Origin of the sequence: Metasolibacillus sp. (assembly GCF_025291715.1) — a bacterium.
GTDB classification, from domain to species: Bacteria; Bacillota; Bacilli; order Bacillales_A; family Planococcaceae; genus Metasolibacillus; species Metasolibacillus louembei.
The window spans coordinates 18,310-39,976 of record NZ_JAMBIZ010000018.1 but is presented as its reverse complement, the minus strand read 5'-3'; the positions used below and the strand labels follow the sequence as shown (position 1 = coordinate 39,976).

The following is a 21,667-nucleotide window of genomic DNA, read 5'->3' as shown; positions in this document are numbered from 1 at the left end:
GAGCTGTTAACTCCGACTAGCCGCTATATATTCAACTCGATTTTTTCCGTGCTCCTTTGCTTTGTACAATGCATTATCGGCTCTCGTTAATAAAGTATTTAGTGTATCGCCTTGCACATAGCTTGCGACACCAAAGCTGCTCGTTCTTTGCTCTGTGATAGAGAAAGTAGAATTGGCCACTTGTACTCTCAACACTTCCGCTAATTGCAATGTATCATGCAGGCTTGTGTGAGGACAAATAATTAAAAACTCCTCTCCCCCCCATCTACCGACGATATCTTGCTCACGTATCGCATTTTTCAATACTTGAGCAAATTCTATTAGCACTTGATCCCCTACTTGATGGCCATAGGTATCGTTCACTTCTTTAAAATTATCGATATCTAATAAAATAATTGAAAATGGCTCATCAGATTGTTTTGCTGTTGCAAAATATTTCTCTAAAACGCTATCCAATTTAACGCGATTTGAGATTTGCGTCAACCTATCTGTGTTTGCCAGCTGTTCAAGCTCTTGCTTCGCCTTTTCTAATTGTTGTGTACGCTGCCTAACTTTGTGCTCCAACGTCTCATTCAAAACATTTTGTATTTCTTGATGCTCTTTTTTAATTAAATTAATTTTATCACCTAATGCTAGCGATAAAAATGTAGCCTCAAACATGGCGCCTAATGCAGGCACATGTTCAAAAAAATAAGGATGGAATGGCAGTATTGTTAAAAAGCTTAATGCTTGTACAATTATCGTGCCTAACAGCACCGTCCAACCAACAATATAAAAGCGCGCCATTTTCTGCCCTTTGCGTAAAACGCACAAGCTGACTCCCCACAAAAATATTAAAATAATGAGCATATAAATAAGCGTAAAATTATTTATAATGCTTGCACTCGGTACAACAAATATAGCAACAAATGACAGTAGGGCAATAACTAAAAATACTTTTGCCATTTTGTAGCTGCTGGGCACATATTTTTTCAATTCCAAAAACTCGATTGAAAATAACAGCATGAAAACAAGAAGCGCATAAGCAGCTATCGTTAATGTTTTTGCCAACAGCCACTTCGGTAAAATGTGCCCAAAAATCTCTACATCTAGCGAATTCATCGTTGCTTGATAAAAGATAAAGCTAGTGATATATAGCACATAATATAAATAAGCCTTTTCCTTAAAGGAAAAATATAAAAACAAATTATAAATAAGCAATGCTAGTAAAAAGCCATAAAAAATGCCTATGAAAAACTTATAATCCATTGCGCTTTTTGTAAAATCATCTGCCGTATAAAGAAATGAAACCATGCTAAGTGGTAATAATTGCGTACCATCTAGCTTAAAATATATTTCAGTAATATTAGGCGCATAAACTTGAAATAAATTAGAGCGATGCGGTATATTTTGTTGATCAATATGGGATAAACCTCTTTGCTGTTTTGTATACGAGCCATCCTGCTGTACTACAAACATTTCAATACTATCCAATTTATCAATTGCTTCAATCCAATATTCTTGCTTATCTAATAATAAATCTTGCACTGAGAGTTTTAACCAGATTGTATCTGTCGTATGCCAAAATAATAGATACTCGTATTCACTCTGCTCAAATTCCTTATCATGCCTGCCACTTATAATTTCTTCTATTGTAATACTATTAGATTTATCTCTTAAAATATCATAGTACTTTCCTAAAATTATTTTTTCTGACCTCTCTGTAGCAGAGGCAGATAAAGCAGGGAGCTGCATATATGCAATAATAAAAATAATCCCAAAAAGCAGCAATTTATTTTTTCTTGCCATTATATATGTCAACAGTGTTCTCCCTCCTATCTAAGCACCTTTAAATTTCTCATAAGTATATTCTATATTGAATTAATCAACAAATTAAATTTTTATATGTTTCACTCAAAGTTAACTGGCTGCATAGGTCTCCCCTTCGCAATTTGCAATTGAACAACATGATGTAGGTCCATCACATGACGGCTCCCATCTCTCAACAGATGTTTGGAAAATGTAATTTAAACATTTCTCCCACTACCTGTGAAGGTGGCAGGCTCCCTTTGAATCATGATGAATTCTACACAGTTTCGCCCACATTTTTTAGCTTGGTATAATGCTTTATCAGACCTTAATAATAATGAATCGAGACTATCGCCCTCCATATAGCTTGCTACCCCAAAGCTCCCTGTCTTTTGTTTAACAACAGGAAATGAATAGCTAGCCAATTGCTCCCTCAGCCTCTCAGCTATGATAACGGCTTCACTCAATGTTGTTTGAGGACATAATATTAAAAATTCCTCTCCACCCCATCTGTCAACTGTATTTTGCCCTGTCATCGCATTTCTCAAAATTTTTGCTACTTCCTTAAGCGTTATATCGCCAACCTGATGACCAAATTCATCATTGACAGCCTTGAAATCATCAATATCTAGCAAAATAATCGAAAACGGAATATGTTGTTGCTGTGCAAGCTGAAAATTCCCCTCCAATAATTTCTCTATTTGTACGCGATTTGATATTTGTGTCAAACGGTCTGTATTCGCTAGCTTTTCTAGTTCCCGCTTCTTTTTTTCTAATTGCTCAGTTCGCTGTTGAACAATCCCTTCTATCTCTTCACTCAACATATATTGTATTTTTTGATAATCTCTTTTTCTGAAATTTATCCTTTCCCCTAAAGCGAAAGCCAAAAATAATGCAAGCAAAGGAAAACCTATCATGAATGCCTCATATCCCCAAAATAGCTGAATAATAACTACAACGCTATACCCTGCTACATAAAAACGAGCTACTAGCTGATTTTTCAGCAAAATAACTACACCGCTTAACAATAAAAACAGAATGGGTACAATAGCTATAGCATCATGTATTCTTATCATATTTGACAATAAAAATGTCAATACTATAACGACTATTAGCCCTTTAGCTAAGCGATAGAAATGCGTTGCATGCTTTTGTAATGCAAGAAGCTGAATAGCAAATAGCACTTGAAATATAAAGAAAAGGTAGATAAATATTTCTAACTGTCTTGCTTGATAAAGCATAAAGCATGCTATAAATAACACATAATATAAATACACTTTTTCCTTCAGTGAAAAATACAGCAATAAATGATAAATAGCTATAGCAAGCAAAAAACCATAAAAAATGCCTGCTGCATAGTTCAAATATGTTGCTGTGTAAGATCTTTCTTTAATAGGTGACGCTGCCATTTGTGAAAAAGAGCATTTACCTCAATTGCTAAAAAAATAACCAGTTGAGAAGCTATGTTTATTCTCAACTGGTTATTTATCTCTTTATTGTACGATATCGTCACTATTATTTAATAAATGTGCGTACTTTGGATTTTTAGCTGCAAACTCATGTAGCTTATCACCGTAGCTATCAATCAATTGCTTCACAAGGTTTGCTGTATAATCCGCTCCACGAAACGCATAGCCAGCTTTGGCAGAAGTTGCTTCAAAATCGCTCCATAGCAATTCAACCCAAGTACGTGCACGTCCCTTTGACAAGGCTGGATTTTTTTCTAGCAATTGCTCCGTTAATTTTTCGATATGCTGCTCCATATTATTTCCCCACCTTCATTGGTAATAACATTGCGACAGGTATCGCTTCCTCATAACGCTCGCTTCCTAAACGATGCCCCCAGGCAAAGCGTCCCTTCAAGCGATCTACTTTAAAAAACTCCCCTGGTGCACCATCAATGCGATACATTTCACCGAGTACAATTTTATCTAAATCAACTAAATAAGAGGCAGCCATAATCGCTTTTCGATCATATACTGCAAACTCATTCATAATACCGAGCTGCTCTGCCTTACGAGCCTTTTCTCTTAGTGTCGCAATTTCTGTTCGCAGCTCCTGCTCTGTCATTGCTGCATAGTTTTTTTCCATTATTCCTCAGACTCCTTATAATTAATATAGCTATTAATGACTTCAACTGGAAAGCCCTTTTGATAAAGTGCCTGCTTCACTTTCATATGTAGCTCGCGACCAGTATGCTTTGCCGCATATTTACGCCAAATTTTATCGCCTTGCACTTCAATTAAATTTTGCCATTCATCATCCTGTCGCTCAATCGTCATTTGATCAAGCACTTCTTGTACAATTGTAAACGAATATCCTTTGCGCACAAGTACATCTTGAATTTTTTGTTTAATTTGTGAGGGTGTTCGCCCTTTGCCGCCACGTACTTCCTTTTCTGCTAGCTGCAAGGCAATTTGCACCTGCTCCTCATGCGTAAATGTTCGCAAAACTTGCTCCTGCAAATTTTTATCTATGCCCTTTTTCATTAAATCCTGCTTAATCGCACGCGGCCCTTTGCTTGCTGTCCTCTTTTTCGTTTCAAGTAAAGCCTTTGAATATGTTGCATCATTTAAAAAGCCTAAGCGCTCTAGCTTACGAACTGCCTCTAAAACGACAGCCTCGCCATGCCCTGCATCCAACAGCTTTTTTCTTACCTCATATTCACTGCGCATTTGGAAGCTTAAAAAATGCAATGCTTTGTTAAATGCTTTAGCAATTTCATCCTCATACGTAATTTCATCTATATCAAATTGCTCAAGCGCTTTGCCTTTCGTCAATCCAAATTGAATGAGCGTTCCTTCGTCTACAGCAAAGGCATATTCTTCATTTAAATAAATATTATAACGCTCTGGATTGTTTTTTTGACGCCCAATTTTCGTAATAACAAACATGCCTTCCTCCTTTTCTTATACAAATTACTTTTAGTATACAGGTTTTTTGGCATGCTTTCACGAATACTATATTAACGATGAAGAGGAGGCGATAACAATGAAAATTGCAATTGCAGGTGGCACAGGCTTAGTTGGATGTGCACTCACAGATTTATTGCGAGAGCAAGGGCATGAACCGATTATTTTAACACGTGGACAGCCACAAAATGCACGTTATGTACAATGGTTACATGGCACATTGCCACTCGAACAACTTGATGGTATTGACGCATTCGTTAATTTAGCTGGCGTTTCATTAAATGATGGGCGTTGGACACCTGAGCAAAAAGAGGCAATTTACAATAGTCGTATGACGGCTACTGAGGAAATGCTACGCATTGTGACACAGCTTAGCACTCCACCACGGGTTATCGTTAATGCGAGTGCTGTTGGCATTTATCCGATTTCTACAACCGCTACATATAATGAAACATCAACACAACGTGCAAATGACTTTTTAGGAAAAACAGTAGCTGATTGGGAGCAAAAAGCATTACGTGCGAAAGAATTAGGCATTCGTACATGCTTAGCTCGCTTCGGTGTCATATTAGATACAGAAGCTGGTGCACTACCGCTTATCGCTCTCCCTTACAAAATGTTTGTGGGCGGAACGGTTGGCTCTGGCAAGCAATGGTTATCCTGGATTCACATACATGATGTAGCACGTGCAATTTTATATGCCATTGAAACACCTTCACTAGAAGGCGCAATTAATTTTGCTGCACCGCATGCTGAACGCATGAAAAGCTTTGGTAAAACAGTAAGTCGTGTATTAAACAAGCCACATTGGCTACCTGTCCCAAACTTTGCACTTCAGCTAGCACTTGGCGAAAAAAGCGTGCTCGTTTTAGAAGGTCAGCATGTCGTACCAGAAAAGCTGCTTGCAGCAGGATTTACTTTCCAATTCCCTACACTTGAAGAAGCATTACGTGATTTGTATAAGTCTTAAGTTTTTGTGCAACCTACTCAAAAAAGGAGGATTTGCACAACTATGTGGAAGCATCATTTTCTAGGCATACTATTGATTTGTACAGTACTTGGTACATTTATGCTCACATCCCATTCAACTGCCCAAGCTGCTGAGTATCATTGGGGCTTTAAACGTTCCACTAACAACGAGCCCGCACAGGCTGGCGCTGAGCTTGATACACTGCTTAGCAAATATGGAGCCATTTATAAAGGAAAGCCTGATGAAAAAATTGCTTATTTAAGCTTCGATAACGGCTACGAAAATGGTTTCACTGAAAGTATTTTAGACACATTAGCGGCAGAAAATGTCCCTGCAACATTTTTTTTAACAGGACATTACTTAACAAGCGCAACGGATTTAGTAAAGCGTATGGTAGCAGATGGCCATACAATTGGTAATCACTCTTATGACCATCCAAATATGGCACGACTGTCCGACAGCGAAATGGTAAATGAATGGCAACGATTCGATAACAAACTGAAGGAGCTCACAGGGATTGAACGTACTTATTATGCTCGACCACCTGAGGGAGTATTTAATGAACGACTTTTAAAAGTCGGAAATGATAACGGTTATCGCCATATTTTCTGGTCTGTTGCCTTTAAAGATTGGCTGAAAGATGAACGTCGTGGCTACAAATATGCCTACGATGCCTTGATGCAGCAGCTTCACCCAGGTGCAGTTATTTTAATGCATACGGTTGCACAGGATAATGCAGAGGCACTGCCAAAATTTATTCAAGATGCTAAGAAACAAGGCTATACATTTAAATCATTAGATGACCTCGTTCTCGAATATGAAGGTATCACACTACCTTAATCTTTTTTTTCATCCTACCATGCGCTATAATGGTGGGATGAACTTGTATAAGGACGTGAAAAAATGAATCAACCAACAATGGCACTTGGGCAAAAATTCCCTTTAACAATTAAGCGACTTGGCATTAATGGTGAAGGTGTGGGCTTTTTTAAGCGCAATGTCGTTTTCGTAAAAGGTGCTCTACCTGGAGAAGAAGTAACCGTAAAAATAACAAAGCTACAGCGCAATTTCGCCGAGGCTGAAATTTTAGCTATCCGTAAAGCAAGTGCAGATCGACAAGAAGCCCCATGCCCTGTTTATGATGAATGCGGCGGCTGCCAGCTTCAACATATGACATATGAGGCACAGCTAAAAAATAAGCGCGATATCGTTATCCAAGCCTTAGAAAAATATGTGCCAGAAATCGCAGCAAACGCTGAAGTTCGTCCAACACTCGGTATGGACAACCCGTGGCATTACCGCAACAAAAGCCAATTTCAAGTACGCAAGGAAGGCAAGCGTGTCTATGCAGGACTATTTGCAGAAGGCTCAAACAGACTTTTAAATATTAACGATTGCTTAGTACAGCACCCTGTCACATCAAAAATTACAGTTGCTACACGTAAAATTTTACAAAAGCTGAACATTACAATTTACGATGGTAAAACATTAAATGGCTTAGTGCGTACAATCGTTGTACGTACAGGCATCCGTACAGGTGAAACACAAATATGCTTAGTAACAACACGCAATGAATTGCCGCATCAAGCACAATTAATTGAGCGCATAAAAAAAATTGACCCTGCCATCGTGTCGATTACGCAAAATATTAATCGTGAGAAAACATCGCTTATTTTCGGTGATGAAACAATTGTCTTAGATGGCAAAGAAACGATTCATGAAGAGCTTGGTGAGCTTGCATTCGATTTATCTTCACGTGCGTTTTTCCAGCTCAACCCTGAGCAAACGGTGCATTTATATAATGAAATCAAAAAAGCGGCGGCACTAACAGGCAAGGAAGCCGTTGTTGATGCTTACTGTGGTGTTGGCACAATCGGTTTATGGTTAGCGCGTGATGCAAAGGAAGTACGTGGGATGGACGTTGTGCCTGAAAGTGTTGGGGACGCAAAAAACAATGCTCGCAATCATGGCTTCCAAAATGCCCGCTACTATACAGGCAAAGCTGAGGACTTACTTGCCCGTTGGCATCGTGAAAAATTTATACCTGACGTCATTACAGTAGACCCACCACGCACAGGCTTAGATAGAAAATTTATCGAATCCGTTTTAAAAATCAAACCAAAACGTCTTGTGTATACATCTTGCAACCCATCAACATTGGCGAAAGATTTGCAACAGTTATCTAAGATTTATGATGTGGCGTATTTGCAGCCTGTTGATATGTTTCCGCAGACTGCGCATGTGGAGGTTGTTGTACAGCTTATTTTAAAAAGAGGCAACTAACAAATTGTTAGTTGCCCTTCTCTACAAATCATCTACTCAGTGAGTGTGAAAATTATGTATTTTTTCATTTAATTAAGCTTTTAAAATGCTGATATTAAACCTTTACTTCATAGCTAATTCAAAACTATACAAAGAATAAAATTTCATTTTACCTCTCCTCCAAATATTTTGTCAATAATAAATTTGTAAATCCATTAATAAATGTTATAATAGTTTTAGAATGATTTTTTGAAACGTATTTGAATTCTGCTGACCCTTTTTACAGATAGAATTTGAATACGTTTTTTTAATATCTTTTTGAACGAAAGGAAGAACTCAAATACACAAGGAGGGCTAGAATAATGAATCTAATTAATAAGAAAGTTACACACAAACTTTTTGGCACTGGGAGTGTCATTAAACACAATGATTCAAGCGTTGAAATACATTTCGCATCAGAAAATAAAAAATTTATTTTCCCAGATGCATTTGACAAGCATTTAAAGTTACATGATCAAGCTGATGCTAATTTACTCCATAAAATTATAGAAACGAGAGAAATGAAACAAAGGGAGGATGAGTGGAAAAAAGAAGAAGAACTCAAATTACAACGAAAAAATCAAGAGCTTCGCTTAGAACAGGAAAAGCTCATGAAATCCCATAAGCTTCATTTGGAATCACAAATGGTTTTTTGGTGCGACACTGAAGAGCAGCACAACGCCTTTTTAGAGTGGAAAGTTTTTTCCGGTGTCATTAAAAGTGGAAACAATAAAGGGAAACCAAACAAGCCAAGCCGTTTACATCAAAATAGTGCTGTTTTGCTAACAGCGCTAGATGCCAAAATGCCCGAAAAAGATAGACGTATTTTAGGTGTCTATATGGTAAAAGAAGATTTCTTTGGTAAGCTTTGTGAAGATGGCACTGTTCCAGCGCATTCAAAATACAGACTCCAACTGACAGAACAAGAATCTGACCAGTTGCTCTCATGGGGATATTATGTAGCTGAAAAGTCTCCAAAAAAAATGTCATGGAACACAGGCAAATACCGTTATTTTGATAATTTATGGATGGCTCAAATTTTATTTGAAATCGTTTCATTAAAAAGTGATCCAAAGGAACAAGAGCTAGCACAACAGTTTCTTCAACATTTTTGTAAAATGAATCAGATTTCAAAAGAAGAGCTGCCAATACTTAATCGTTTGTAAAGGGCTTTATTGCTAACATAATGCTAAACCCTATAGAATATGAAAAGGTGCATTCTGTTATTACAGATTGCATCTTTTTGTTTCTATTCATCGTACAAAATTTTAACATAACTAAAAAAGAAGTAGACACAGGAGAATTTTCTCCAAAGCAGCAGCTTAGTATAATTGCCACTTTTATCATAAATGTTACAGAAGGGCAAATAGGAGCCTTAAAATTATACCTCAAAAATGCATTACAGATTTAAATAAATCTAATATAAAATAAACGCAGCTTAACTAGCAAGTACAACAAACAGCGACCTATTTTGAAATATTCCAGAATAGATGGCTGTTTTTTCATATGTGACTACGTACTATACTGCTGTTAATAACATTTGCTTATTTGACAAAAATTAAGCAACGAGTAAAATTGATTTACTGACAAAATCTCTACATTTCACCATAAAATATTCTTCTTATCAAAATAACCTCTATGAAAGAGCAGGTGTCACATGCAATCCATCAAAGACTACAACACATTCACAAAAATTGAGCTCATCAACAAAGGCTGGTCAACTGACCAAAAATATTATATTGAAACAACTGACAATGAAAAAAGATTGCTGCGTATTGCGAGTATTTCCGAATACGACAAGAAAAAAGCTGAATTTGAGATAATGAAACAAGTTGCAGCATTAGGTGTCACAATGTCACAGCCACTTGATTTTGGCATTTGTCATAATGGTGAAAGTGTTTATTCACTTTTTACTTGGTGTGAGGGACAGGATGCTGGAGATGTTTTGTCACAGTTAACCGAAATCGAGCAGTACGAGCTTGGTGTAAGCTCTGGACAGATGCTCAAGCTTATTCATTCCATTTCTGCCCCGCTAAATCAAGAAGATTGGGAAATCCGCTTCAATCGCAAAACAAATTATAAAATTGAAAAATATAAGGCGTGCCCTATTAAATTAGATGGTGATGAACAAATCATGCATTATATCGAAAATAATCGCTACTTGCTATCTGACAGACCCCAGTGTCTTCATCATGGAGATTATCATGTTGGGAATATGATAATTTCGCCTCATAACACTTTATCAATCATCGATTTCAATCGCTATGATTTTGGTGATCCATGGGAGGAATTTAATCGCATTGTGTGGAGTGCGGAAGCTAGTCCTCATTTTGCGACAGGTCAGCTCAATGGCTACTTTGATGGCAAACCACCGATTGAATTTTTCAAACTGCTAGCATTTTATATTTCAAGCAATATGCTTTCCTCTATCTACTGGGCGATTCCTTTTGGTGAGAAGGAAGTAATAACCATGAAAAAGCAAGCAAAAAATGTGCTGTCGTGGTTTAATCATATGAATAATCCTGTGCCAATATGGTATTTAGAAAAAATAAATAGATAACTTCCCTTCTTTCTAACAACCTTTTCTTAAATATAAGCGTCATATATTGCATATTTTTAGTTAGAATAGTAGGAGTTGGTATGTTTGAAATTTGATAAATTGGCTAAACAAGCAATTGACATTATCGGTTTCCCTTTCACAATCACGAATACGTATATGAATAAGAAAAGACATGTAAAGGAAATTGGTCAAAGGATTTCTATTGGAGAACGATTCATTCACGCAATTGTTTCTGATGAAAAAAGCAGCGATTATACCATCATATTAGATGCTGGATTAAGCTGTTGCTCCATAGATTGGCATTATATTCAGCCGCAAATAGCCAAATTTGCATGTGTGCTTTCATTCGATCGAGCTGGCTATGGCTGGAGCTCTCCAGCAAATATGCCCTATACAAGTGAGGATGTTGTCAGTGATTTAGTACATATTTTAAAAAAATCACAGCTAAAGCCACCTTATATTTTAGTTGGTCATTCCTTCGGTGGCTTAAATATGCGGCTATTCGCAAGTAAATATCCTGAACAAGTAGCTGCACTAATTTTAATTGATGCAGTACACGAAAAAAGATATTTAAGCAGTGAATGGGATGCTGTGCGTAAAAATGCGCATAGCAAAAGCTTAAAGCTATTTCGATTGGGTTATTTAACTTCAGGCATTGGCCTGCCAAAGCTACTAAAGCAGCCTGTCGGTAGAAAGCATTTGCCAGGGCCCTATCAAAAATATGTTCAATATTTAGGCTATCACCCAAAATGTTATGAGGCCGCCTACAATGAATTTTTATATAGTAAGCTATCCGCGATGCAAGTTGTAACTGCTCCAGCTTTAAAGGCTGATTTACCTATTATTGTTTTATCTTCTAATAATACAGATTCAACATGGGTAGAGCATCAAAGCTTATTAAGTCAGCTCACTGCAAAAACAACGCAAATTCAAACAAGCTGCCAGCATTCAATTCATTTGGAAAACCCTCATATCGTGATAAAAGCAATCCAGCAATTCATCGAAAATGAAGAAAGCTGAAGGACATCCTTCAGCTTTCGGCAATCAAACTATAAATAATTACGGCTAACGAGCTGCAGGCAAATATCGTAATTCCCATCGGAACGGCTGTGAAATCACCAGCAATACCGACTAATGGTGAAACGAGCGCCCCACCACCAAATGGCAAAATACCTAAAAAAGCAGAGGCACTTCCTGCTGCCCTTCCTTGCCTTTCCATCGATAACGAAAATGCGGTTGTCCCGACGACACCGACGCTCGAAACGACAAAAAATAAAGCGATTAATACAAGCCAAATCGGACCTTGCAGCAAAATCGTTAACAGCAATAACAATGCTCCGCTAAATGACATCATAATGCCATAAAGCAGCAACTTCTTTTCCTCCATACGATTAGCTAGTCTTCCTGTTACTTGTGCTGCGATGATAATTCCAATACCATTTGCGGCAAAAATAAAGGAAAACTGCTGTGGTGTTGCACCGTAAATATTTTGCAATACGAAAGGAGAGCCTGCGATATAGGCAAACATACTCATGGAAATTAGTGCCTGTGATAGTGCAATTCCCATGAAAACACGGTCCTTTAACAGCAGATGAAATGTTTTAACAGTTGCAAGCATTCCACCCTCTGCCCGCCTCTCTTTCGGTAATGTTTCTGTCAATGTAAAGGCAACTGCTAAAAACATCACAACACCTATGACACTTAAAATAATGAAGACAGCAGGCCATGCGACAAAGCGTAACACAGCGCCACCAAAAATAGGTGCTAATATTGGTGCTGCTCCATTCACTAATGATAGCAGTGCCACAAATTTCGTTAGCTCTTTACCTGAATACATATCCCTTGCCGAGGCTCGTGCAATCACTATCCCTGCTGCTCCTGCAAATCCTTGAATAAAGCGCAATACAATAAATATCCATATTGATGTGCTAAATGCGCATAATAAAGAGGCGAATGCATAGACAAGCAATGTAAAAAGTAACGGGCGTCGTCGACCATAAATATCGCTTAATGGTCCGAAAAGCAATTGTCCAAGTGCTAGCCCTAATAAACAGGCGGTAAGGCTCATTTGCACAAGCGATGCTGACGTTGCTAAATCTGTTGCAACTAATGGCAATGCAGGTAAATACATATCGAGTGACAGTGGACCAAATGCGGTCAGTGACCCTAAAATCAATACAAACCATAACTTCTTACTATGTATTTTTTCAGACTGTGTATTCAATCGATTCAATCCTTCCCATTCCAGAGAGCATTTGAATTATACTAGTAACACGAAACTCTCTTGACTACAATAACATAATTTTTTCAGTAAAGGAGCTTATCCAATGGGAAACCTCGATATTTTTGAAAGAATAGCTGGTAGCTATGATACCGATGAAAGAATGACTATTGCACGAATAGCGGCCAATGCAATTCGTGAGCAGTTAGTGGATGCTACAAATAAAACAGCTATTGATTTTGGCTGTGGTACAGGACTTGTTGGTATGCAGTTACTCAATGATTTTCAATCTGTGCTTTTTGTGGATGCCGCGCAAAATATGGTAGATGAAATACAGAAGAAAATTGAAAAAGTCAATCTTCAAAATGCCTCTACCCACTGTATTGATATTGAAAATGTAAGCACAAACAACCTACGTGCTGACTATATTTTTATGGCACAAGTATTGCTGCATATTGAGAATACGGAATTTGTATTGTCAAAGCTTTATGACATGTTAAATGAAGGTGGGCACCTCCTCATTGTCGATTTTGATAAAAATGAAAAAGTCGTATCAGACATGGTTCACAACGGCTTTGAGCAAAAGGAATTAGCTTCCCTCTTAACAAAAGTCGGCTATCACCATTGCCACTCTGAAACCTTTTACCATGGTGAAAAAATATTTATGGCACAGGACGCTTCAATGTTTATAATGGATTGTAAAAAATGACGAAAATTTACTCTTTTTCATTCGTATGGAATAAGAAGGAGGGATTCATTTGAAGAAATTTATGTTATATATCGGTGTGTTCATAGCTGCCTACTTTATTATACAAATCAGCTCAGGCATCCTACTTACATTGTTCTACACACCAACATTTGATCCAACAACGGTTGCAGTTGGAACAGAGGCTGTGATTGTAACAGCAGAGCCAAATTATGTAGCTGCTACAATCGTTGCAGTGATTGCAGCAGCTGTTGCATATGGCACTACCAAGCTGTTTTCTCGAAAAATGGCACTTTAATTCAAAGTATAAAAAATCAATTCGATTCCTTCGATAATTTAGTGAATTTAACACCCTGTATTGTTCGAACTTGATTCAGCGGATGATTGGACACCCACTGAATCAAGTTGAAATCATTTAGACTCTTCTTCATCTACTTTTTGAATTCTTTCTAGCATTGTTGGATGTGTATAGCGGAACCATTTCACAAGTGTCGGTGGATTGACCTCACTCAAACCAGCAATTGTCAACTTTTGAAAGGCAGACACGGCTGCTTGCTTATCCTTTGTGAGAGCAATAGCATAATCATCTGCTCTTGTCTCCTGATATCTTGACACATAATTTGATAATGGGCTCGACAGAAATAGCAACATCGATAGGATTAGTAAAAAAAGTGGGAATGAGCGAATATCACTTACTTTATCAATGTGTAACAACCGCCCATAGCGCGCAATCAGCCATGACATCGCTTTCGCTGTTAGCCAAAAGCCTACAAATGCTAAGGCTAAATAACTCGCTATGCCCCAATAAATATGTTTTTCCACATAATGTCCCATCTCGTGTGCCATAATAAATAGCACTTCATCCTCCGATAAACGATTCAAGGTTGTGTCCCATAGCACAATTCTAGCGTTACTGCCAATGCCCGTCACATAGGCATTTAAAGCATTCGTTTTCTCTGCCATATTGACTTCATAGACATGTGTAGCTGGTATATGTGCCTGTCCAGCAAACTCTAAAATTTTCGTCTCTAGCTCCTTATTTTGCAACGGGTAAAAATCATTGTATAATGGCGCAATAACTACAGGCTGAATAAACGTCGCAAAAAGCGTCATTGGAATCGTCAATAACCAAGCATACAGCCACCAACGCTTTGCACTTTTACGGATTAGCCAATATAACACCGTTATAATAATAAACATCGTCACAAAGCTGACAGCAAAATCAACCAAACCATCCCGTAGCCATGATGACAATGTTTGTGTACTAATCCCATAGCTTTTACTAAGTGAGTAGCGATAATAATTGAACGGTAACAATATAATATACAGGAAGCCTGACAGGAAAAATAAATAGCCTGCATTTTGTACTAATCGCCATTTCGATTGAGCTGTTGCTACCTTTTCAAAATAACGTGATACCCCCATAACAAGTATTAAAAAGTAAAGAAGCCATTCCAATGGTGTAGCAATAAAAAATAAAAAATTGCGTATTTTTGAATATTCCTCACTTAAGTAAAGCTCCCTACCAGACATAAACATCACAGGATCTGCCGCTGTTCCTTGTAATGCTTGTGGAATTACACTGCTATTGCTCATTATATAGCTATACATACAAAACACATATACTCCAAAGAGCAACAGTGCTATTATGCTTATTTTTTTCACTGTCTCTATTCCCCCTTCATCTCTACCTATAATCAGTGTAAGTAAAATGATGAAAGTTAGAACACAGTTTTGCACATTTCTTTATGTCGTTGTTCCCTCGATTAATTGCACAGGTAAACAAATATCCATTTCCTCTTGTTCATATTCCCCTTCAATTTCCTTCAATAAAACCTCCACAGCCTTTTGTGCAATTAATTCAATCGGCTGACGTATCGTCGTTAGGCTTGGCAATAATGTTTGGCAGGTTTCGGTGCCATCATAGCCAATCACTTTTAAATCTTTTGGAATATGCTTGCCATACTTTTGTGCCTCTGCTATTACAGTAGCTGCAATTAAATCATTACTAGCAAAAATACCATCAACTTGTGGATGCTCTTGAAAAAGCTGGGCAATGACCTTTTGTTGCTCACCTCGATTCAGTGCATTTGCTATTTCATATGTAATCGCTGTTCGTCCATGCTCCTGCATTACAGTTTCATAGCCTTTACGTCTTAAATTGGCAGGTGTTTCGAGCTTTGCTGATAAAGGGGTACAAACTGAAAATTATTATACATAGTTCCCTTTTATTTTTCCATTTACTGAAATGGCTGTCAAACAGCAACCTGTCATCCTTTGAAAACTACATGTTACACGATAAATTCAACCACTTATTTAAAACTTACACTTTCTGCAAATTTTCTATGCTACAGTAAGATTACCGAATTCGATATGAAGTAATAAGGAGGTCTCCGCTTGAAAATTCAATTAACGATTAACAGTGACTTAGAAGAAACTGAGGTTCATATACATGCCAAAGCGTATAATGAGCAAATTGAACAATTGATGAAGCAACTGCAAGCTTCATCAACATCGCAAAAGACCGTAGTTGATGGCTATTTACAACAAGAAATTCACCTACTCAAAATTACAGAGATATTTTCAATTTATGCAGAGGACGCAAAAGTTTATTTGCAAACAGATGAACAGGAATTTGAAACAAAGCGTAAATTGTATGAGCTTGAAGAGCAATTAGCAAAGGATTTTGTTCGCGTCAATAAATCCACGCTTGTCAATGTCCATAAAATTTCCTCCATTCAAATGGGCAAAATCGGCGCAACACAATTAATACTCGAAAACGATACAGGTATTCCTGTTAGTCGCAAATATTTAAAAGATTTAAAACACCATCTTGGTATTGGAAAGGATTGATTTCATGAGAATTTTTCGCATGATCATTATAGGTATACTTATTGCGTTAAGTAGCTCTTATATTTTAGTCACAATTAGCATTTTATCTGATGCAAATATTACGATTTCAGGAGCTGAGCTACGTTATCAAATTATTATAGCTACTCTCCTTGGTGCTGCAATTGGACCACTTTCACTGCTCTTTAATACCGAGCGTCTGCCATTTATTGCACAGCTCATCATTCATTTCATAAGCGTCACATTATTCGTCTTTACGGCTGGTCACTTTGGTGATTGGTTTGTGCATTTTGGTATGAAAAACGTTTTTGTCTCTGAAGTTATTATTTACACTATTGTTTGGAGTACTTTATATATGCTAGAAAAAAGGGATATTGAGCAGATTAATGCTGCAATTCAGAAAAGGAAGGGACGACCAAAATGAAAGAAATTATTCAAATAGAAAATTTGCATAAAAGCTATGGCAAATATGAAGCAATTAAGGGAATTTCCTTTTCAGTGGAGCGAGGCACTCTTTTCGCATTCCTTGGTACGAACGGAGCAGGTAAATCTACAACCATCGAAATTTTATGCACTTTATTAAAAAAATCGAGTGGCATAGTTAAAATAAATGGCTATATGCTTGATAGTAGTGATCACAATGCTGAAATTCGTAAGTCGATTGGTGTTGTCTTTCAGCAAAGCTTATTAGATGAACGTTTAACCGTGTACGAAAACATTATTCATCGTGGCAAAATGTACAATTTATCGAAGCAGGAGCTAGCAGAAAACTATCAATTTGTCTCGACTTATTTAAATTTAGGTGACATTGAAAAACAAAAATATGGCACATTGTCTGGTGGGCAAAAAAGACGGGCGGATATTGCAAGGGCACTTATTCATCGCCCTACACTGCTATTTTTAGATGAGCCAACAACTGGTCTTGACCCACAAACTCGACAATTTGTATGGCAAACAATCAGACAATTACAGCAAGAAACAAATATGACGGTATTTTTAACAACTCATTATATGGAGGAAGCTGCAATGGCTCATAAAGTAGTTGTGCTCAAACAAGGAGAAATTGTGGCTGAAGGTACACCCGATGAATTAAAAACGAAATATGCCTATGACCAATTAGCTCTTGTTTTTCATAGCTTTACTGAAGGTGCACATTGGCTTCAAGAACACAATATTAGCTATGCAGAAAAACAGGGAATCTTTACAATTCGAGTACAATCTACACTACATGCATTAGCCTTATTAAAACAGGCTGAAGCACTTGTCGCTTCTTTTGAAGTAATCAAAGGCACAATGGATGATGTGTTTATTCATATTACAAAGCAGGAGGTATAAATATATGGGCGCATTACTCAGCTTAATCCAGCGCAATAATAAAGTGTTTAGACGTGATAAAACAGCCGTTTTCTTTTCCTTGTTATCAGTTCTTATTGTCATCGGGCTTTACGCATTATTTTTACAAAAAACACAAATCGACTCACTGAAACAAGCAGCAGAGGCTACGCCTGAGCTAATTACAATGGTGAATGAATGGTTTGTCGCAGGCTTGTTATCTATGATTGCTGTATCAACAACATTAGCAGCATTTGGCATCGCTATAAAAGATATCGAATCAAAGGCTACTGCCGATTTTTTAACAGCGCCTGTTTCACGCGCTACCATTCAAATGAGCTATGTGTTCAATGCCTTTATTATCGGTTGTCTCTTCACCTTTATTGCTTTCATCATCTGTGAAATATTTATCGTTTCAACAGGTGGTGTGTGGTTAAGCGTATCCTCTTTTTTGAAAGTAGCAGGACTATTAATTTTATCTGTATTATTAGCGAGTATTATGAATGTTTTCTTTGTACTTTTAGTCAACACGCAAAATTCCTTTTCCACATTAAGCACAATTGTCGGTACACTTCTTGGCTTTTTATGCGGTGTCTATATTCCAATTGGTGTACTACCTAGCTTTGCTCAAAATAGTATTATGTATTTCCCTGTTAGCCATACAACCTTACTATTACGCAATGCCTTTATGGAAAATTCAATTGCTACAGTATTTGCAGATGCACCAATTGAAGCTATTGAGCAATATAAATTGATTTATGGTATATCCTATAAGCTTCATGGAACTATATTAAGCCATGCGACAAGCTATATCGTTATTGTATGTACGATTGTTATACTAGCCATTGTATCTATCACAATTTTTAAGCGCAAGCATCGCTAGGTGATTACAGCTATCTATCCTGATTCAGTGAGCATTTAAGATACTCGCTGAATCAAGATTTGCTCTTCTTAGTTAATCCATATAAGCATTCAATACTCTCTCAACATCTGCATTTAGCTTATTTATATCCACTGCTGGCACTGGTGTATTTACAAGCTGATATTTTTGTTTAAGCTGAATAATACGACGTACGCTTTCATTAATTTGTGCCTCCGAAATCTCACCGCTATTTACCGCTACTTTTATTGCCTCAATAGCAGATGTCACATTGCTAAAGCCGTGTGCCATTAATACAATATCATTACCTGCCTTTACAGCAGCTACAGCCGCTTGCCCCATATCGTAATGGTTCGCGATAGCTCCCATCGTCATATCATCAGTCATAACAACACCATCAAAGCCTATTTGCTCCCGTAATATGCCTGTAATTACTTCCTTTGACATTGAGGAAGGATAATTTTGGTCAATCTTTGGCAATAAAATATGCGCTACCATTACTACATCTGCGCCACTTTCAATAGCTGCTTTAAATGGAATAAGCTCTGTCTCATTTAAATCCTTTAAGCTTTTTTCTACCTTTGGTAAAGCTAAATGAGAATCTACCGATGTATCACCATGCCCCGGGAAATGCTTAATTACAGGAATAACTTGCTGTGATGCTAAGCCTTTCATCGTTTGAATTCCTAGTTCACTGACAACTTGTGGATTATTAGAAAACGAGCGATCCCCGATAACAGGATTTTTAGGATTACTGTTAATATCCAATACAGGAGCAAAATCCAGATTAAAACCAAATGCTTTGAGCTGCTCTCCTAATAAGCTACCGATTTCATATGAAAATTGTGCCTCATTAATTGCTCCAATTTTTTGGTTTGTCGGGAAATTTTTCAATGCTCCCGGCAATCGTACGACATTCCCCCCCTCCTGATCTGTGCCAATGAAAAGTGGCAAACGATTGTCCGCATTTGCTTTCATTAAATCATTAACTAAGTTTACCGATTGTGTTGTCGTTTCAAGATTATTGCCATAAAGAATCATACCACCAACCTTGAAATCATGGATTAAGCTAGCTGTTTCCTGCTGCAATGTCGTGCCTGCAACGCCCGCAAACATCATTTGACCAATTTTTTCTTCTAACGTCATTTGATTGATCGCCTCTGCTACCTCATCTTTTATTTTTGTATACACTGAAATATGATGTACACTTGGATTTGCCTCAGCCTCTGTTGGTTTTGGCAATATCCATTTTAATTGGTAAGTCGGATTCACTTGATACACTAAAATTACTTGGTCCGTTGCCTCATCCTGATAATAGCGAGTTTCCGTAGGCTCCCCCATGTTATTTTTAATATCCTCTAAATGAATATTTTGTATATCTGCTTTAAATGAACGAATATCAAATGCTAGCTCACCTTGATAACCAATTGTCACATCTTGTTTTGTATAATCTTCATACTTTTCATTGTCTAGCTCTGCTACGTTTTGAGCCTCTCCCCATTGCTGTTGGATATCTTGTTTTTTAGCTTCTCCAGCAACAAATGGCACATCTGGCACCTTTCCAATTTCAGCTAAATGCATAATATCTTGAACAGTTAACTTTGGATTTTCCGCTTGCTCCTCCTGTGGAACTGGCTGTGGTTCGGATTTTTCGGGCTTTTGCATTACCGTCATCGCAGCAAATAACAATACGCCGAGTATCACAATTAAAATTAAGCCCCACCCTATTTTGGCCATATGTAAAACCTGCTTTCATTTTGATTTCTGAATTATTGAATTCTTTTATATAGAATACCCTAAAACGCTGTACATACAAACCTTTCTATACTATATTGAGAAGAGAAAAGGGAGGAATTGTACATGAACACTTATTATGGAAGCCTTTGCTCATTATTTTATGACATTAGCAAGCCTACAGCTCCAACGGATGAATTAAATTTTTATATGTCCTATACGAATAAAGACATGGCCATTTTAGAGCCGATGTGTGGCTCTGGGCGATTTATGCTAGAGTTCATCCACAATGGATATGCAATTGATGGATTCGATATTTCACAAGAAATGATTACTAGATTTCGAGAAAAGCTAGAAGACAGCCAATACAATGGGACTTTGCAATGCTGTGAGTTTGCCTCATTCCATTCGGAGAAATTGTATGATTTTATTTTTATTGCAGCAGGTTCTTTTTCTCTAATTACGGAGGATACGCAAATACTTTCTTATTTAACGCAATTAAAAAATTGGCTACAGCCTGATGGTAAAATAGCGCTAACTGTTTTCACAAATGTGGACTATAGAAATGAGCAACCAACTGAGACAGCTGACGCCCCTAGAACCGTTCAACAGCAAAATATAGCTATACAATTAACTGGGACAACTAGCTATAACCCTGTGACTGGCATTGCTCATTCTAAAATGACCTATGATTTATTTGAAAATGATACGAAAACAAAAAGTGAGAATGAGGATTTCTTCGTCAAATACTATCACCCTAATGAATTTGAATCATTTATAGTGAAAGCAGGATTGCAAATCGAAAGTGCGTTTAGTGATTATAATAAAACGCCTTTTAATGGACAGGATAGTGAAGCTGTTGTTTATATACTTACAAAAAATTGCTGCGATTAAATTTTTCAGTTTTGAGCAAACACTTGTAAAATTAACACATCAAGATACAAGAAACTATTTGAAAAAAATGCTTGAAAATAAAGATTTATAGAAAAGGTTGCTTACCTAAAAAAACAGGGGCAGATTATCACATCAGCCCCTGTTTTTAGCTAAAAGATTTCACCATTACCACTAACATCAAAAAATCCTACACTATGCTTCTGTGCAAGCTCCTTCATCTTACTATAGGCCTCATCTGCAACTGACCATGCAAAGGCAGCATAAATCACTGTATAACCAATGCTGTAATCTGTATAACGGCTTTCTAATTCCTCGTCTTCATCATCCATAGCATTCATATCAGGGAAATGCTTCACCATGTCCTCATACCATTTCTGTAATGCAGGTATAGTAGTTGTAATCGTTTGATAATCATGTGGTTCAGCCCATTGTGTTTGTTCATCATACCATTTCAAAAATGCCTCTTTATCCTTAGGTGCCTGCTCTTTATCAAATACCATTAAATCATAGCTCACTAGT

At 37.3% G+C, this 21,667-nt stretch carries 22 protein-coding genes and 1 pseudogene; 13 read left to right on the top strand and 10 right to left on the bottom strand.

What is annotated here, in order from left to right; translation table 11 throughout:
• Nucleotides 1-6 precede the first annotated feature (6 nt).
• From M3Z76_RS12235 to recX, 5 genes are all read right to left on the bottom strand, one after another.
• Nucleotides 7-1,800 carry a sensor domain-containing diguanylate cyclase gene (locus tag M3Z76_RS12235; protein WP_293927394.1) on the bottom strand — a complete coding sequence of 598 codons (1,794 nt, stop codon included), beginning with the start codon at nt 1,798-1,800 and terminating at the stop codon, nt 7-9.
• 206 nt (nt 1,801-2,006) lie between these two features.
• Nucleotides 2,007-3,197 (bottom strand): sensor domain-containing diguanylate cyclase, encoded by a 1,191-nt coding sequence (locus M3Z76_RS12230; RefSeq protein WP_293927397.1) that lies wholly within the window; start codon nt 3,195-3,197, stop codon nt 2,007-2,009.
• Nucleotides 3,198-3,281: 84 nt separating this feature from the next.
• Nucleotides 3,282-3,551 carry a YfhJ family protein gene (locus M3Z76_RS12225; protein ID WP_293927400.1) on the bottom strand — a complete coding sequence of 90 codons (270 nt, stop codon included), beginning with the start codon at nt 3,549-3,551 and terminating at the stop codon, nt 3,282-3,284.
• Nucleotide 3,552: 1 nt separating this feature from the next.
• A complete protein-coding gene (locus tag M3Z76_RS12220) occupies nt 3,553-3,879 on the bottom strand; it encodes a YfhH family protein (RefSeq protein ID WP_107840128.1) in 327 nt (108 codons plus the stop codon).
• The gene (gene recX / locus M3Z76_RS12215) at nt 3,879-4,682 is read right to left on the bottom strand and encodes a recombination regulator RecX (RefSeq protein WP_293927403.1); all 804 of its coding nucleotides are present in this window, start codon (nt 4,680-4,682) and stop codon (nt 3,879-3,881) included. Before recX ends, M3Z76_RS12220 begins: the two co-directional genes overlap by 1 nt.
• 97 nt (nt 4,683-4,779) lie before the next feature.
• Here recX and M3Z76_RS12210 point away from each other — a divergent pair, with 97 nt between their 5' ends.
• The 6 genes from M3Z76_RS12210 (at nt 4,780) to M3Z76_RS12185 (ending at nt 11,551) form a co-directional block, all read left to right on the top strand.
• Nucleotides 4,780-5,670 carry a TIGR01777 family oxidoreductase gene (locus M3Z76_RS12210; RefSeq protein WP_293927407.1) on the top strand — a complete coding sequence of 297 codons (891 nt, stop codon included), beginning with the start codon at nt 4,780-4,782 and terminating at the stop codon, nt 5,668-5,670.
• Between the two features lie 99 nt (nt 5,671-5,769).
• Nucleotides 5,770-6,510, top strand: coding sequence for a polysaccharide deacetylase family protein (locus tag M3Z76_RS12205; protein ID WP_483310164.1), 741 nt, complete (start codon nt 5,770-5,772; stop codon nt 6,508-6,510).
• Nucleotides 6,511-6,573: 63 nt separating this feature from the next.
• The gene (rlmD, locus tag M3Z76_RS12200; RefSeq protein ID WP_293927411.1) at nt 6,574-7,953 is read left to right on the top strand and encodes a 23S rRNA (uracil(1939)-C(5))-methyltransferase RlmD; all 1,380 of its coding nucleotides are present in this window, start codon (nt 6,574-6,576) and stop codon (nt 7,951-7,953) included.
• Nucleotides 7,954-8,294: 341 nt separating this feature from the next.
• Nucleotides 8,295-9,137, top strand: coding sequence for a malate synthase (locus M3Z76_RS12195; RefSeq protein WP_293927413.1), 843 nt, complete (start codon nt 8,295-8,297; stop codon nt 9,135-9,137).
• A gap of 491 nt (nt 9,138-9,628) precedes the next feature.
• Nucleotides 9,629-10,531, top strand: a complete 903-nt coding sequence (locus M3Z76_RS12190) for an aminoglycoside phosphotransferase family protein (protein WP_293927416.1) — start codon at nt 9,629-9,631, stop codon at nt 10,529-10,531.
• Nucleotides 10,532-10,615: 84 nt separating this feature from the next.
• Nucleotides 10,616-11,551 carry an alpha/beta hydrolase gene (locus tag M3Z76_RS12185; protein WP_293927419.1) on the top strand — a complete coding sequence of 312 codons (936 nt, stop codon included), beginning with the start codon at nt 10,616-10,618 and terminating at the stop codon, nt 11,549-11,551.
• A gap of 10 nt (nt 11,552-11,561) precedes the next feature.
• Here M3Z76_RS12185 and M3Z76_RS12180 read toward each other — a convergent pair whose 3' ends face one another.
• Nucleotides 11,562-12,764, bottom strand: coding sequence for a multidrug effflux MFS transporter (locus tag M3Z76_RS12180; RefSeq protein WP_293927421.1), 1,203 nt, complete (start codon nt 12,762-12,764; stop codon nt 11,562-11,564).
• 94 nt (nt 12,765-12,858) lie between these two features.
• On the opposite strand from M3Z76_RS12180, the gene M3Z76_RS12175 reads away from it, so the two are divergent.
• Nucleotides 12,859-13,461: a class I SAM-dependent methyltransferase gene (locus M3Z76_RS12175; RefSeq protein ID WP_293927424.1), complete on the top strand. Its 603-nt coding sequence runs from the start codon at nt 12,859-12,861 to the stop codon at nt 13,459-13,461.
• Between the two features lie 49 nt (nt 13,462-13,510).
• Nucleotides 13,511-13,756: a hypothetical protein gene (locus M3Z76_RS12170; protein WP_293927427.1), complete on the top strand. Its 246-nt coding sequence runs from the start codon at nt 13,511-13,513 to the stop codon at nt 13,754-13,756.
• 113 nt (nt 13,757-13,869) lie between these two features.
• Here M3Z76_RS12170 and M3Z76_RS12165 read toward each other — a convergent pair whose 3' ends face one another.
• Complete coding sequence (locus M3Z76_RS12165) at nt 13,870-15,069, bottom strand: M48 family metallopeptidase (RefSeq protein ID WP_293927429.1); 1,200 nt, start codon at nt 15,067-15,069, stop codon at nt 13,870-13,872.
• 135 nt (nt 15,070-15,204) lie between these two features.
• A pseudogene (locus M3Z76_RS12160) lies at nt 15,205-15,642 on the bottom strand (substrate-binding domain-containing protein); the annotation flags it as partial.
• Nucleotides 15,643-15,855: 213 nt separating this feature from the next.
• Between M3Z76_RS12160 and M3Z76_RS12155 the strand changes: the two are divergent.
• From M3Z76_RS12155 to M3Z76_RS12140, 4 genes are read left to right on the top strand one after another with little or no spacing between them, the layout of a single operon-like run.
• Nucleotides 15,856-16,311 (top strand): LytTR family DNA-binding domain-containing protein, encoded by a 456-nt coding sequence (locus M3Z76_RS12155; protein ID WP_293927432.1) that lies wholly within the window; start codon nt 15,856-15,858, stop codon nt 16,309-16,311.
• A 4-nt stretch (nt 16,312-16,315) separates the two neighbouring features.
• Nucleotides 16,316-16,732 (top strand): DUF3021 domain-containing protein, encoded by a 417-nt coding sequence (locus tag M3Z76_RS12150; protein WP_293927434.1) that lies wholly within the window; start codon nt 16,316-16,318, stop codon nt 16,730-16,732.
• Nucleotides 16,729-17,643, top strand: coding sequence for an ABC transporter ATP-binding protein (locus tag M3Z76_RS12145; RefSeq protein ID WP_293927436.1), 915 nt, complete (start codon nt 16,729-16,731; stop codon nt 17,641-17,643). The genes M3Z76_RS12150 and M3Z76_RS12145 overlap by 4 nt, the downstream gene beginning before the upstream one ends.
• A gap of 4 nt (nt 17,644-17,647) precedes the next feature.
• Nucleotides 17,648-18,523: an ABC transporter permease gene (locus M3Z76_RS12140; RefSeq protein WP_293927438.1), complete on the top strand. Its 876-nt coding sequence runs from the start codon at nt 17,648-17,650 to the stop codon at nt 18,521-18,523.
• 72 nt (nt 18,524-18,595) lie between these two features.
• Here M3Z76_RS12140 and nagZ read toward each other — a convergent pair whose 3' ends face one another.
• The gene (gene nagZ, locus M3Z76_RS12135) at nt 18,596-20,257 is read right to left on the bottom strand and encodes a beta-N-acetylhexosaminidase (RefSeq protein WP_293927440.1); all 1,662 of its coding nucleotides are present in this window, start codon (nt 20,255-20,257) and stop codon (nt 18,596-18,598) included.
• Between the two features lie 123 nt (nt 20,258-20,380).
• Here nagZ and M3Z76_RS12130 point away from each other — a divergent pair, with 123 nt between their 5' ends.
• Nucleotides 20,381-21,148: a class I SAM-dependent methyltransferase gene (locus tag M3Z76_RS12130; protein ID WP_293927442.1), complete on the top strand. Its 768-nt coding sequence runs from the start codon at nt 20,381-20,383 to the stop codon at nt 21,146-21,148.
• A gap of 149 nt (nt 21,149-21,297) precedes the next feature.
• Here the strand turns inward: M3Z76_RS12130 and M3Z76_RS12125 are convergent, their stop codons facing one another.
• Complete coding sequence (locus M3Z76_RS12125) at nt 21,298-21,663, bottom strand: hypothetical protein (protein WP_293927445.1); 366 nt, start codon at nt 21,661-21,663, stop codon at nt 21,298-21,300.
• Nucleotides 21,664-21,667: the final 4 nt, after the last annotated feature.

Excerpts from the sequence above, each read along its gene's own strand:
- M3Z76_RS12145 (WP_293927436.1), top strand. The coding sequence starts at position 16,729 with ATGAAAGAAATTATTCAAATAGAAAATTTGCATAAAAGCTATGGCAAA.
- M3Z76_RS12220 (WP_107840128.1), bottom strand. The coding sequence starts at position 3,879 with ATGGAAAAAAACTATGCAGCAATGACAGAGCAGGAGCTGCGAACAGAA.
- M3Z76_RS12190 (WP_293927416.1), top strand. The coding sequence starts at position 9,629 with ATGCAATCCATCAAAGACTACAACACATTCACAAAAATTGAGCTCATC.
- M3Z76_RS12205 (WP_483310164.1), top strand. The coding sequence starts at position 5,770 with ATGCTCACATCCCATTCAACTGCCCAAGCTGCTGAGTATCATTGGGGC.
- M3Z76_RS12230 (WP_293927397.1), bottom strand. The coding sequence starts at position 3,197 with ATGGCAGCGTCACCTATTAAAGAAAGATCTTACACAGCAACATATTTG.
- M3Z76_RS12140 (WP_293927438.1), top strand. The coding sequence starts at position 17,648 with ATGGGCGCATTACTCAGCTTAATCCAGCGCAATAATAAAGTGTTTAGA.
- M3Z76_RS12195 (WP_293927413.1), top strand. The coding sequence starts at position 8,295 with ATGAATCTAATTAATAAGAAAGTTACACACAAACTTTTTGGCACTGGG.
- recX (WP_293927403.1), bottom strand. The coding sequence starts at position 4,682 with ATGTTTGTTATTACGAAAATTGGGCGTCAAAAAAACAATCCAGAGCGT.
- M3Z76_RS12150 (WP_293927434.1), top strand. The coding sequence starts at position 16,316 with ATGAGAATTTTTCGCATGATCATTATAGGTATACTTATTGCGTTAAGT.
- M3Z76_RS12210 (WP_293927407.1), top strand. The coding sequence starts at position 4,780 with ATGAAAATTGCAATTGCAGGTGGCACAGGCTTAGTTGGATGTGCACTC.
- nagZ (WP_293927440.1), bottom strand. The coding sequence starts at position 20,257 with ATGGCCAAAATAGGGTGGGGCTTAATTTTAATTGTGATACTCGGCGTA.
- M3Z76_RS12225 (WP_293927400.1), bottom strand. The coding sequence starts at position 3,551 with ATGGAGCAGCATATCGAAAAATTAACGGAGCAATTGCTAGAAAAAAAT.
- rlmD (WP_293927411.1), top strand. The coding sequence starts at position 6,574 with ATGAATCAACCAACAATGGCACTTGGGCAAAAATTCCCTTTAACAATT.
- M3Z76_RS12175 (WP_293927424.1), top strand. The coding sequence starts at position 12,859 with ATGGGAAACCTCGATATTTTTGAAAGAATAGCTGGTAGCTATGATACC.
- M3Z76_RS12130 (WP_293927442.1), top strand. The coding sequence starts at position 20,381 with ATGAACACTTATTATGGAAGCCTTTGCTCATTATTTTATGACATTAGC.
- M3Z76_RS12165 (WP_293927429.1), bottom strand. The coding sequence starts at position 15,069 with ATGTATAGCTATATAATGAGCAATAGCAGTGTAATTCCACAAGCATTA.